The following is an 11796-nucleotide window of genomic DNA, read 5'->3' on the forward strand; positions in this document are numbered from 1 at the left end:
TTACACCTCCAAATCCACCGTTCCAAGTATGGCTACTTGATCCGGGGAAATCGGGATATTGGATATGCCCCCGTTAATCCGCAGGAAGGAGTAATCGTTAACCCCATCTATATCCAAAAGCAATGCCCCGATTCGAACGTATTTCGGCGAAGAATCCTCGGCAAACGCGAGCCCCTTCAGATAGGCCGCAACCGCCGATTCAACGTTCTTCTGGACATCCGCCAAGGAAGCCGAACCGTTCAGAAGCAGCTTAGCCGTAAGATTTACGGCTACTCCTTCGGCAGGAGCTACGGTTACAATAGCCCCGATTGGTGCCACCTCTTGTCCCATGCCCGGCAGCGGACTAATGAAGTGCTGCACTTCCCCGGTCAAAGCCGCGGATGCGGGTCGCATCTCGCTGTCCAGAATCGTCACTTTTACCGTACCCGGCCCGTTCCATAGAGGCTTCACGTAAGCCGCTCCGACACCGGAAACTGTTAATGCCCAGCTTTTATAGTCGGATACATTCCCGCTGGTTCCCGGTTTTTGCACCTTTGCTAGAAATCGCTGCCTTAAAGAATGATCATCCTCTTCGTTTTCTCCGGGGATTAAAACCTCTGACAACACCGCCTTCGCCAGACCGTTGATGTAATCAATGGGAAGCATCTGTCCGTAATTGGCATTTCCCGCGCTTCCCGCTGTCTCGGATTGCAACTTATAGTTGCCGGTTGAGATCTTCTCAGTCACTTTGAAGGACAAGCCATCCAATGAATAACGGCTGCCAATCGGAACATCCATCAGTACGTTTGCACCGTTGTAAAATAAACCAAGCCGCTGGGCCTTAGAGGCCAGCTGGCGTTCGATCCCGAAATCCGCCGTTCTTCGCGCCAAATACTCCCCTGATGAGGTATCTCCGAATACCAGGTTCAAGTTGATATCCAGATCGGCATAAATTTGAGTCAGTTCAGCTGCCGCAGGGGCGAGAGCATCGTAAATAATACTCCCCTCGCGCTTGTCAATGGCGCCGGGTACCCGGTCGAGCATACGCTGCAAGATCGTTTCGAAGGTTTGCGTTTCGTACAATTAGAACCCTCCTTTCTCAATGGATACGGAGCCGTTAATCGTCAGAGCCGTAAAACGAAGGGCAGCCTCGTCCCCGCTTCCCGATATTTCGAAATCTTGAATGGCGCTAATGCGTTCATCCTGCAGCAGAGCGTCACGAATGCAGCGCTCGTAATCGGTGCGGAATATTTCGCTTTTCTCGCTTCCGTAACTTCCGGAATAAATGAAATGGCCGAATCGCTCCGTATTCAATATTTTGTAAATCGCCTGCTTTACGGCATCCTGCCCATCAACAAGGCCTGTTATCTTCCCTCGCTCAATATCCAATCGGTAGGTTCGACTCGGCTGTTCTACTTCTTCTGACGCGTTATTCAGAACCGCTCCTTCAGGCAAGATCAATCCGGCAACCTCCCTATTACTATATATTTTTCACCGCCGGCCGCACGCAGTAGAATCAGCTTCGCGCCAGGTTCCAGACTGGTTCCGATATGCTCCGGTACAATTAAAAAATCCGCCGAAAAGGTGAGCCGTTGATCAACGTTCACTTCCAGCGGATCTATATTCGTAACCGTCCCGTACATGACGGCTACCGGTTGTATCGAGCTTAAATACTCCTTTACGATTTTTTTTACTTGGTCGTTTATGCTCATGCGCCATACACCTTTAGATCCAGGCTCATCGTATGCTCGTCCCCTTTCATTTGATGGGTGCATTCTTCAACGAGGAAATATTGATTAATCCCCTGTTCCTTAATCGTGATTTGCAGCTTCACGCCCGCACGCATGCCGATATAGCCAAGGGCATCCAGCTTGAACGATTTCTGCTCGCGGCCTTTCAGCTCCATCACGCGTTCCATCATCGCATTGATCTGGGCTTTATTAAGCCCGTCATCGACCTTCTGGTAGTATTGCAGCCGCCCCCACTTGCCGATCTTGGTGCGATCCTCGAGAATATAGGCCTCGCGTTTACCCGTTTCTTGATTATCCTTCACCAACTTCACCCGGTTGAACGTATCGGAATCAATGTCGCGTTTCAGCGAATAGCCGTATACGAGACTTCCATCGCCGAGAATCAGATCGATAGTCATATTATCGATATCTTTAAGCGTTAAAAATCCCGCATCATCGTACAAAACGTAAATGCGCCCTTTAGCGATCAACGTCTCGTCAAGCGCCTTGTAAATCATATCCAGCCTTTTTTGCCCATCCTGCGAAAATGTCTTGATGGGATGAATCGTATCCGCGATATCCCCGATCGCAAGTCCAACATCAAGCGCGTTATCCTTCAGGACTTGGGTAGCGGTAACATTGGTCTTCACGTACGTGTCGGTTTCGAGCAAATACCGGAGCTGATCGTACGCCGTTACTTTTAATTCCCGGTCCTCGGAGTCCTCCAGTACAAACACATACCCGCAAAAAAGGACCGTATCGTTCATGCGCAGCCTGACGACGTCGCCGCAATTAATCTCATAATGCGTCTCCTGGTAGGACGGGTTGCGAATAATCGTAAATTGCAGCGTGCCGGCTTTGCCGGTTCGTTTTGTACTCCAGCTTAATTCCGGTACAAGCTTGGAAAGGTTCCAGAGCGTTCCATTGCGGTTATCGACGATAAGCTCAAACATGGGCATCAGCGCCTCTCCGGCAATTTAAGTACTTTACCTACCGGCAGACGCTTGAGCTCCGCGTCCGTAATTCCGTTGAGCTTTTGAATGTCCCTCCACCGCGCGCTGTCGCCTAGTTGCATGCCGGCTACCTTTATAAGGGTATCGCCCGGTTTTAAGGTATACGTTTTTGGGGGCACCCGATCATCCGATCGTGTAGAAGACCCCTTGAGGAGTTTCGTTTTACCGTCGGCCGTTGTTACGGCTTTGACTTTTTGCGGGTAATGGAAGACATACTCCTTCAACTTAAGCGAATAGAAAATATCGCCCGGGGAACCCGCCTCTTCCCAACGCTCGAAGGATTCGATCGACATCGGCAGACTGATTTTCGCCGAATCATCCTGGGAATTGCTGCCCACGTAAATAAACCGGACAGGGTAACCGCTGTGCATCCATCTGTTCATATCATTCACATAGGCGTTTGGATCCGGTACTTTCGTGTTCCAAGCGACGCCGCGCATCACTTTAAGAATCGTATTCAAGGATTCGGTTCGATCCAGAACGGGATCATACTTTTTCCAATGAGAAATATTTTGATTAAACGGATAGTTATGCCCGGGAAAAAAGCTCTTGAAGCTTATTTCCGCAAGCCCCGGCTTCTCAATCGTGCTGATTGGACCGGTGCCGACAATATTGTAATCCTTGCCTGATCCATCCCGTTTAATGTTGATCTCGTCAGGCAGAACCGGAAACTCCCATCCCTCCTGGCCGTTGTTCCAGCCGATCATCATTGTGAACGGACTTGTCTCCGCCATTTTTACACCACCTTTTTTAACGTACAAAGGCGCTCTTTATAGAGAGCGCCTTCGCGTAACCTATTAACCGTAAGCACCCTGCGCGGAAGACTGAATCTCCTGCTCCATCGTGCTGCCGATCCTTCGGATAACCTCGTCCACGTCAACGTCCTTCGATATCGGCCCGGTCGTCACCTGTACCGTCGGCGTCAGCGTCACAAAGTTCTGAATCGCATTCATCTCGGCAATGTTCCGCATCATTTCAATATCCTCGCTGGAGATGTCGACCGTATTATTGATTTTGCCGACTTCACCTACTTCTCCGACCTTGGGAATAGTTCCAGCACCGGAACCGGTACCTGTTCCTGGTACGGACCCCAATACGGTTCCTGGTGGGTTAGAGTAAGTACCGCTTACTAAATTGCGATAATCTCCTGTACCCAGAGGATTGGCATTCTTTTCCTTTTCTTTCTTTAAACGATCTTCTTCACGAGCTTTTATGATGTCATCCGTCCGATTTTGTCGCTTAACAGCTTGATCCGCAGCATTTGCGAAAGCATTCTTTTTCTGATCCGCAGCAAATGATTGAATGTCTTTGGTGAGATTCTCCATACTGAAGTGACCTTGAATTTCAAAGGACGAGCCCGTGACTTTATTTACAATTTGCAAAACATGATTAATACCATCAATGATTCCATTTATTACGCTATCATAAATAAAGCCAATTTTTTCTGCGAGCCAGACGTAGGGTGCTAGCATAGCTTCAACCATACCCCAGAAGAATCCTGGAATTTGGTCAAAGAAATTGAGTATGGCATTCCAGACACCCATTAATGCTGCTGCGAACTGGTCATTCGTCTGCCAAAGATGAATCAGCCATACGATAAGCCCGACAACAACTGAAATAATAGCGATAAAAATATTGGTCTTCATCGTAGCATTTAAGGTTGACCACGCTTCCCGAAGACCAAAAACGGCTACCATCTGGATGAACAGTGCAGCAGTGGAGAGTCCCGAAGCTACCGCCTGGAATACCTGCGCGATGGCTTGCCATTTGGTTATTAACCATAGGCCCGTCATTGCTGTAACCAGCCCCCAAATAATGGGTTCAATAATCGGCATATTGTCGCTCATAAATCCAACGACGGCGGATACTGCCGTAAACAACTGACCGGCAAGCTGAGCTACAACAGAAATGGCTGCACCAAAGCCTTGAAGGAATTGTCCCCCGGCAGGACTGTTAATTAACTGGCTGATTTGCTGGATGACCGGACCAAAGGACTGCAATGCCGTACTACGCATTTGCGCCATATAATCAGCGAAGGACATCGGCAACTCACCGAACTTGCTGCTAATATCGCCCGAAGCCGCAAACAAGGAGTTTTTAAGAATATTTGCGGTCAGGCCTCCATTCTCCGCCATTTCTTCCAGCTGTCTTTCTGATTTACCCGTGAATTGAGAAATAGCCGCTGCAATCATCGGGGCTTTTTCCAAAATAGATTTGAATCCGTCACCGCTTAGCTTTCCTTCAGACATTGCACCGGCAACTTGATCCATCCCCGACTTCTGATCCGCCATGCTGGTTCCGCCTAACCGGAACGATTTTTGCATAGTTTCCGCGAATGCTATCTCCTCATCATTGCTCTTAAAAGATCCTGTTGCTCCAAGCTTGCCCACCATGCCAAGCATGTCGGTATAGCTCCCTCTTGAGCGGTCGGAAGCGGCAAAGATTTTCGACTGTAATTGTTCAGGCGACTGCAGCTTGTCATTAATCGCTTCGATTCGAGTCAGCGAATTCATATAATCGTCACTCAGCTTCATACCGTTCTGCAAGCTCTGAATAGATGCATACTTGCTGATTAAACCCTTAAGCCCTTTATCCAACAAACCTACGACGCCTTGTCCTTGCTCAACCGCGGCATTTACATTTTCTTGCTGGGCTGCGGTTTGACCCAGCGTATTGTTGGTTTGAGTAAGCGAATTGTTGATTTGCTGATAGCTGCTGGCGGTTTGAGTAAGCGTATTATTGATTTGTTGGTAGTTGTTATTAATGGTTTGAGTTACCTGTACGACCTTCAAATTATTTTGAATCAGACTTTGCATCCCGCCAAATCCTGCCATCGTTCGATCTAGCCGATCAACGGCTTCTTCCATCTTTTGCACTTGTTTAATCAAGCCGGCAAGAGGTTTGGACATTGTATTTATCAGGTTGATTGCAATACCAAATGTAGCCAGAACTTTCACCTCCTTTCCAAATCCAAAATAACGTATCGATTACCTTTTCCTCGCGGCTTCCTTCTCTTTCTTAATTCGAATATCGATGGATGCCATGATGAAGGCCTTCTCCTCCCGGGGTAATTGAACAAATTGTCCCGGGAGTATATACAGCTGGTGGAGGGCGTAGTGGGCGTAATTGGCTTCGCCGTCCCCCTCCATGATTAGTTTTTTGCTTCGTCAATCAATTCGTTCATTCCGACGTCAAAGCCGCTAAGCTCCTGAATTTTGCTCACGATAGTAGACATTTCACCGGCCAGCAGCACTTTTTGCACGTATTCGTCCGCCGTGCGGCAGCCAAGCTTTTGAATGCTAGCAGCATCCTTGAAATCCGGCACAATCGTATGGTTAATAACCGCACGCAAATTGAATTTCTGCGCGTCGAACTCTACCTTGCGGCCTTTGCGGATCTCGGTCGCGCTTTTGCGGATTTCCTCGAACTCTTGGCTCGTCATCGCCTTAATCGTAAATTTAAGCGGCAGTCCATCGGCATCCTTGAAGCGCGGAGAAACGATAATTTCCTCCGTCAGATTGTCAACAGGGTGGTTATTAAGAAATTCTTGCAGATTCATTAAGATCTACCTCCGAATATGAAATAAGGCGCCTGTTAGGCGCCCGTAATGGTATTGAATTGATCAAGCAAATCATAGCCGTTAAAGGTGAACGGCATTTCCTCGTCAAGCATATCGTCGCTAGTTGCATCAAACTTCGTCGCTATGATGCTGTCCAGGTTACAGCCTTTAAGCACAACCGATTGTTTGCCGGAAGCGGATCCCGGCTGCTCATTGGTAATATGAAGATCAAACCAGAAATCCTGGCCAGTCTGAATGTACGACCACATCAGCTGTCTGAATACGGAAGTGACATAATAAACCGTCAGAGTACCGCTGCCTTTCCAGCCTGCGGAACGTTGCGGCGTATTGGTTCGGCCCAGCACCGGCACATCCACTTTATTTTTTTCAATCGTTGCTTCAATAGATTTTGCATAAAATAACTCTTCCACACGGCCGTTAATTGTTGCAGTCGCCGTCGCTTGTTTGCCGCTAATGGCATCAGATTCCAACATAAAAGGCATTTAAGTCATCTCCTTAGTTTACGGTTACCGTAATGTAAATTTTTTCGACACTGTCCACGGGTTGAACATTCAAATCAATGTTGACCGCATCGGTCTCTTGCCCGGCGTATACAGAGATATCATTTTGAGCATCAAAACTTTGTACCGCCCCGATTCCTTGAAGCGTGCTGATGTTGCTGATGCATTCCGACTTGAGCAAGTTGCGCCCTGCGGCGTTGTTCGAAACTTTACCAAGATAGTAGTCAGAGAAAATACGGACAAAATCATTATTAATCCCATCCAAAACCCGGATTACGCGGTTTTTGCCGAAGGCTTTCGTTTTTTCCGCCGTATAGCTTGTTAAGCTGTTAATGTCCTGCTCGACTACCGCTCTGCCATTGCTCGCCGTAAACACAAACTCGCCGTTTCGCAGCGCCGCATTGATCTGGCTATTGGTATAACGCGGCGAGACATCTACCGCATCGTCATAAACGCTATACGTTAGCGATTTGTTCACGTCAGCTGCCGCTGTTGCCCCGGCTACCCATGCGGTCGCCTGCGCCGCCGTGAGAATCGTGCCATCGCCGAGTACTACTCCGTTCTTGACGCTAATCACGCCTTCGTAATCAGCTGCCGGATCATTCTCGACAACCGCCTGTACCTTCTTGCCCTCGTCATCGCGAAGTCTCTTAACAAAGGAGGCATACACATTTTTAAGCGTATTGTCCGTTCCAACATAAGCAACCGTGTTGAAATCGAACAACTCCAGAGCCGCTAAGAAACCCGAATGATCTGCGTTAGTAGTTGCTGCGTCCGTCCCGCCCGCAAGCGGCGCGCCAGCGCTTGACGTCAAACCACCGGTTCCCGTCCAGTCGATCCAATCATTTGCCTTCAATTCGGAAATCGTCGTTACCGTTTGCTGGTCGGCTTGGACTTGGTCAACAAACGTTTTTACATCATATTTCGCGGAGTCATCGATATTATTCTGGATAACAACCGTGAGGTCATTACCCCGGATACCGCCGTATTTCGCCGTTGCTGTCAGCTGACCGATTGTAATGGTTGCTTTTTCACCCGTATTCAACCGATAAATGAGCAGCGTCTTTGCGCGTTTTAATGCCTCCCGAACAGGCAAAATGAAGCCAGCGTTCAAATCATAGCCGAGCCGAATCAGCGAATCGTCCCCTGCCTCCAAAGTGATCATCTTTTGCGGTGCTCCCCACGAGAGCGGAAGCGCCATCGCCGCAATTCCTCGGATCCCCAAAGTTCCAAGCGCTTGTCCTTTGCCCCCAACGTTCACATAAACACCTGGCCGGACCTTATTTTGCATCGTAAATGTTCCACCTGCCATCTTTTACTTCGCCTCCTGTTTTAGATACTGCTCGATTTGTTTTGCTGCATCGTCGACCGTGTAAAATTTTCCTTCTTCTAATAAGGCTTTAAGAAAATCCCTTTGCACCGGCGTAAAACAACTTGCCTTCAAGATCTGCGCCTTGGAATAGGTTGTTTGCTTCACTGATTTGCTCATGCCTTTATGCCTCCTGTTTGCTGCAATGTCATCATCCGTGGAATATTTGTTGCTTCCTTACTAACCGTACAACTGTAATCGACATTAAAATGAAGTTCCCCTTCTACAATTTGGTGCCTCATGTTCGCACCATTGAATGAACCGCCATCTACCGCAAATACCTGCAAACTCGACGTTAACTGCTCCGCCACATCGTACAAATCCTCGTTTCCGTCCGTACCGGAATACTGAATGAGAAACGGAAAATCCCGATGATAACGATTGCCGGGTTCAAGCCGATGGGTTGACTCCAACAATTTTACGTAAAAGCACGGCGGCTCAAGCACCTGCTTAATGTCATCGCCCGAGACCGGTATTAGCGGAAATTCGTTGATCAAGGTTTGAATCACGGCATGTCTTACATCGTTAATCGATATCTGCACGGCATCACCTCAATTCCTTTAAGAATAGACAACAAAAAAAGCCTTGCGCCTTCGCAAAACTTTGCCCAATCAAGCCAATTCAATTTTCACTCAAACCGCTGGTTAGCGCATATGGCATCACCCTCCCCCTCCATCATCCGATAATGTTAGCCTACGATAAAAGGCTGCGGAACTATTGTCCGCAGCCTGGCATCCAAGTAAAAAGCCGCCCTGGGGGGGCGGCTGGCTACTGGTTAACATTTCGTTTGATACTATCATATTAGCATGGGTTGACTTGCCAAAACAGTACATGCAAGGGGACAACTTTAGGGACAAGTTTAAGCGGAAAGAATAATATACTGCTCAATGGCCTGCTTTCTCCATCGTTTATACGTCCGTTCCACAATACCCAGAAGGCAGATCGTTTCTTCAACCGACTCTCCCTCCACATACCTCAAGCGAAGAAGTTTGGATAAATTCGGTTTATAGCACTCGAGCGCCATCAGGATGGTGTCAATCTGACCAAGCTCCTCCTGCAAATACTGCAGCTCGGTTATGCGATCAAGAACCGCGTCAAAATCATTTCTCGTAACATCGTATCCCCGTGCGGCGATAACTTTCTTGATTTTCCCGCGCAGCTCAGCCAGAAGCATCTCGTCCTCTTCGTTTTCCGCTTCCTTTGGAATCTCGGCAAGCTGGCTTTTGAGACCAGTCCGTTGTTTGGACAAATAGGCGTTTGCCGCTCTTTCCAATTTCTGTTCGTGTTTCGATAAGTACTTATAACTTGGCATTCCCCTCAAACTCTGATGCAAAGCCTGCAGCTTATCGTCCTGATGAAGCCGTCTCATCGTCAAACCCGCTCCGATCGGATAATGATCAAGAACCTGGATTCTAGCCTGAATTTGCTTATATCTATTTAATTGATGAATAACTTGTTTTTCTTCCGCCGTTTTTTCATTCATCTCCAATTTCTCCTTTGCCGGGCCTAATATATATTTGATTAGAACCTTTCATATCTCGCAATATTTGCTATACTATCAATAATTAGATTTGCCTTAAGACTGTCTTGGCTCCTACCCCGAGGCAGTCCCTGCTTTAACGGTTAAGCCACCAATCATCTACCATTAGTTGATTTATCTACTTAAAGTAGATTGTTAATCAAAAAAATATCTTCCTTTCAGCGATATTCCTTTTACAAATTGCATCATCCTCTCGTATGCCTAAGTTGTTTCCATAATATTCTTCTTAAAGTAGATTGTCAACGTTATAAATGCATTTTTGTCTATCTTTAAGTTGATTTTAATGGATCTTTTTTTGTACAATTACCTTATAACAAGTATGGAGTGATTACGTTGAGTATCAGCGCAAATTTAAAAAAGCTACGTGATAAATACGACCTAACGCAGCAGGATCTCGCTGATATTGCAGGTGTTACGAATAAAGCTGTTTCCGCTTGGGAAACAGGCCTGAAAGAGCCTCGCATGGGCGCAATCGAGAAGATCGCGAACAGATTTGGACTCAAGAAAAGTAATCTCATTGAAGAAAATGGAATGGATCTTAAGTTTCTTCCTAAACAAGAAGAAACAAACGGCGAGGATTGGACCGAGGAAGAATTAAATGAAATCAATGCTTTTAAACGCTTTATCCTGTCGAAGCGTCAACATAAATAAGAGGTAGGTTTGAACTCAAATTTACCTCAAACAGGCTTTCCCCTTTTTCTCCCCTGCATCGTTTAATAACCTCATTACTGTTTGTCCAACGATGGACGAATCGCAAATCCGCATCTACGCCTTCATTTCTCCCATCCTTAGTTTGTCTATTAAACAAACTAAGTTTTTGTGTTAATATGTTTACTACAGCCATACACGGGGAAATTCTGATACAATAGGCTGAATGGACGACATGGACGGAGGCAATTGCAGTTGAAAGTAACTACGACAGGCGATTTGACCCTTATTAAAAAAATAAATACATCCATCGTGCTGGAAGCCGTGCTGAAACAAGCCCCCCTCTCGCGGGCGCAAATTTCCGAGCTTACGGGGCTGAACAAAGCAACTGTCTCCAATTTGGTTCAAGATTTGATCGACAGTGATCTTGTGGTAGAGATTGGTCCCGGGGAATCAAGCGGCGGACGTAAGCCGGTTATGCTCTTATTTAATGGGAAGGCCGGATATGCCGTTGGAATCGATCTTGGCGTTAACTATATTCGCGGGGTGCTTGCCGACCTTGAAGGCAATGTAATTGCCGAGCGTAAGCGAAGCCTCAAGAAGCATCAGCTTGAGTTTACCCTGAAGGAACTGGTTCAATGTATAGAAGAACTAATTGGCAAAGCGCCTGCTAGTCCGTATGGAATCGTGGGAATCGGCATTGGCGTGCCGGGAATCGTGGATGATCAGGGCTCTATCCTGTTTGCCCCGAACCTGGAATGGCGGCATGTCGAGCTTCAGCAAATGCTGGAGGAACAATTCCAGCTGCCGGTTACAATAGATAATGAAGCAAACGCTGGCGCGCAAGGCGAGCAGAAATACGGAATTGGCCGCGGCATCGCCCATCAGATCTATGTCAGCGTCGGGATTGGTATCGGTACGGGCATCATTCTTAATAAAGAATTATATAAAGGAGCTACCGGATTCTCCGGCGAGCTTGGGCATCTGTCCATTGAATATAACGGCAAGCCTTGCCGATGCGGCAATGAAGGCTGCTGGGAGCTTTATGCTTCCGAAAATGCGCTGCTTGAACAAGCTGCTCCGCTTGGCTTCGATAGTTTAGAGGATCTGCTTGACGCAGCTGAAGCTGGCAACGAAGAGGTTCGAGCGTTATTCTATAAGATTGGCGAGTACATGGGGGCGGGTATTTCGAACATCGTCAATGTGTTCAACCCCGACGTTGTGATCATCGGCAATCGCATGAGCCGGGCAAAAACATGGCTTGAGGAAGCGGTGCAATCCTCCGTTACCCGCCGGACATTGCCTTACCATCGCGAGCGGCTTCGGATTCTTTTCGCAGAGCTGCAGGATCAGTCGGCCGTACGAGGCGCCGCGTATTATGCGATCAGCAAGTTTTTCACGAAAATCAAAACCGGATAACGAAGAAAGGCTGCCCTC

At 47.6% G+C, this 11796-nt stretch carries 14 protein-coding genes; 2 read left to right on the top strand and 12 right to left on the bottom strand.

What is annotated here, in order from left to right:
• The 12 genes from PJDR2_RS25985 to PJDR2_RS26035 form a co-directional block, all read right to left on the bottom strand.
• Entirely contained in the window at positions 1-1062 is a 1062-nt protein-coding gene (locus PJDR2_RS25985) for a baseplate J/gp47 family protein (protein ID WP_015846718.1), read from the bottom strand.
• Positions 1063-1440 carry a DUF2634 domain-containing protein gene (locus PJDR2_RS25990; RefSeq protein ID WP_015846719.1) on the bottom strand — a complete coding sequence of 126 codons (378 nt, stop codon included), beginning with the start codon at positions 1438-1440 and terminating at the stop codon, positions 1063-1065.
• Entirely contained in the window at positions 1437-1691 is a 255-nt protein-coding gene (locus tag PJDR2_RS25995; protein ID WP_015846720.1) for a DUF2577 family protein, read from the bottom strand. Before PJDR2_RS25995 ends, PJDR2_RS25990 begins: the two co-directional genes overlap by 4 nt.
• Positions 1688-2668, bottom strand: a complete 981-nt coding sequence (locus tag PJDR2_RS26000; protein WP_015846721.1) for a hypothetical protein — start codon at positions 2666-2668, stop codon at positions 1688-1690. The genes PJDR2_RS25995 and PJDR2_RS26000 overlap by 4 nt, the downstream gene beginning before the upstream one ends.
• Positions 2668-3456 (bottom strand): LysM peptidoglycan-binding domain-containing protein, encoded by a 789-nt coding sequence (locus PJDR2_RS26005; protein ID WP_015846722.1) that lies wholly within the window; start codon positions 3454-3456, stop codon positions 2668-2670. Before PJDR2_RS26005 ends, PJDR2_RS26000 begins: the two co-directional genes overlap by 1 nt.
• Before the next feature lie 63 nt (positions 3457-3519).
• Positions 3520-5679 (bottom strand): tape measure protein, encoded by a 2160-nt coding sequence (locus PJDR2_RS26010; RefSeq protein WP_015846723.1) that lies wholly within the window; start codon positions 5677-5679, stop codon positions 3520-3522.
• Positions 5680-5873: 194 nt separating this feature from the next.
• Positions 5874-6281: a phage tail assembly chaperone gene (locus tag PJDR2_RS26015; protein WP_015846724.1), complete on the bottom strand. Its 408-nt coding sequence runs from the start codon at positions 6279-6281 to the stop codon at positions 5874-5876.
• Between the two features lie 35 nt (positions 6282-6316).
• Positions 6317-6784, bottom strand: a complete 468-nt coding sequence (locus PJDR2_RS26020) for a phage tail tube protein (protein ID WP_015846725.1) — start codon at positions 6782-6784, stop codon at positions 6317-6319.
• Positions 6785-6797: 13 nt separating this feature from the next.
• On the bottom strand, positions 6798-8114 hold the full coding sequence (locus PJDR2_RS26025) for a phage tail sheath family protein (protein WP_015846726.1): 1317 nt from the start codon (positions 8112-8114) through the stop codon (positions 6798-6800).
• Positions 8115-8117: 3 nt separating this feature from the next.
• Positions 8118-8291: a hypothetical protein gene (locus PJDR2_RS33310; RefSeq protein ID WP_015846727.1), complete on the bottom strand. Its 174-nt coding sequence runs from the start codon at positions 8289-8291 to the stop codon at positions 8118-8120.
• A complete protein-coding gene (locus PJDR2_RS26030; RefSeq protein ID WP_015846728.1) occupies positions 8288-8713 on the bottom strand; it encodes a phage tail terminator family protein in 426 nt (141 codons plus the stop codon). Before PJDR2_RS26030 ends, PJDR2_RS33310 begins: the two co-directional genes overlap by 4 nt.
• Before the next feature lie 317 nt (positions 8714-9030).
• Positions 9031-9654 carry an ECF-type sigma factor gene (locus tag PJDR2_RS26035; protein ID WP_015846729.1) on the bottom strand — a complete coding sequence of 208 codons (624 nt, stop codon included), beginning with the start codon at positions 9652-9654 and terminating at the stop codon, positions 9031-9033.
• 390 nt (positions 9655-10044) lie between these two features.
• Between PJDR2_RS26035 and PJDR2_RS32605 the strand changes: the two genes are divergently transcribed.
• Positions 10045-10362 carry a helix-turn-helix transcriptional regulator gene (locus PJDR2_RS32605; protein WP_015846730.1) on the top strand — a complete coding sequence of 106 codons (318 nt, stop codon included), beginning with the start codon at positions 10045-10047 and terminating at the stop codon, positions 10360-10362.
• A 252-nt stretch (positions 10363-10614) separates the two neighbouring features.
• Entirely contained in the window at positions 10615-11778 is a 1164-nt protein-coding gene (locus PJDR2_RS26045; RefSeq protein WP_015846731.1) for an ROK family transcriptional regulator, read from the top strand.
• The last annotated feature ends 18 nt before the right edge of the window (positions 11779-11796 follow it).

Source organism: Paenibacillus sp. JDR-2 (assembly GCF_000023585.1).
GTDB lineage: Bacteria > Bacillota > Bacilli > Paenibacillales > Paenibacillaceae > Pristimantibacillus.

Coding starts and splice junctions, on each gene's coding strand:
- PJDR2_RS25995 (WP_015846720.1), bottom strand. CDS start 1,691: ATGAGCATAAACGACCAAGTAAAAAAAATCGTAAAGGAGTATTTAAGC.
- PJDR2_RS26000 (WP_015846721.1), bottom strand. CDS start 2,668: ATGCCCATGTTTGAGCTTATCGTCGATAACCGCAATGGAACGCTCTGG.
- PJDR2_RS26005 (WP_015846722.1), bottom strand. CDS start 3,456: ATGGCGGAGACAAGTCCGTTCACAATGATGATCGGCTGGAACAACGGC.
- PJDR2_RS26015 (WP_015846724.1), bottom strand. CDS start 6,281: ATGAATCTGCAAGAATTTCTTAATAACCACCCTGTTGACAATCTGACG.
- PJDR2_RS26020 (WP_015846725.1), bottom strand. CDS start 6,784: ATGCCTTTTATGTTGGAATCTGATGCCATTAGCGGCAAACAAGCGACG.
- PJDR2_RS26025 (WP_015846726.1), bottom strand. CDS start 8,114: ATGGCAGGTGGAACATTTACGATGCAAAATAAGGTCCGGCCAGGTGTT.
- PJDR2_RS33310 (WP_015846727.1), bottom strand. CDS start 8,291: ATGAGCAAATCAGTGAAGCAAACAACCTATTCCAAGGCGCAGATCTTG.
- PJDR2_RS26035 (WP_015846729.1), bottom strand. CDS start 9,654: ATGAATGAAAAAACGGCGGAAGAAAAACAAGTTATTCATCAATTAAAT.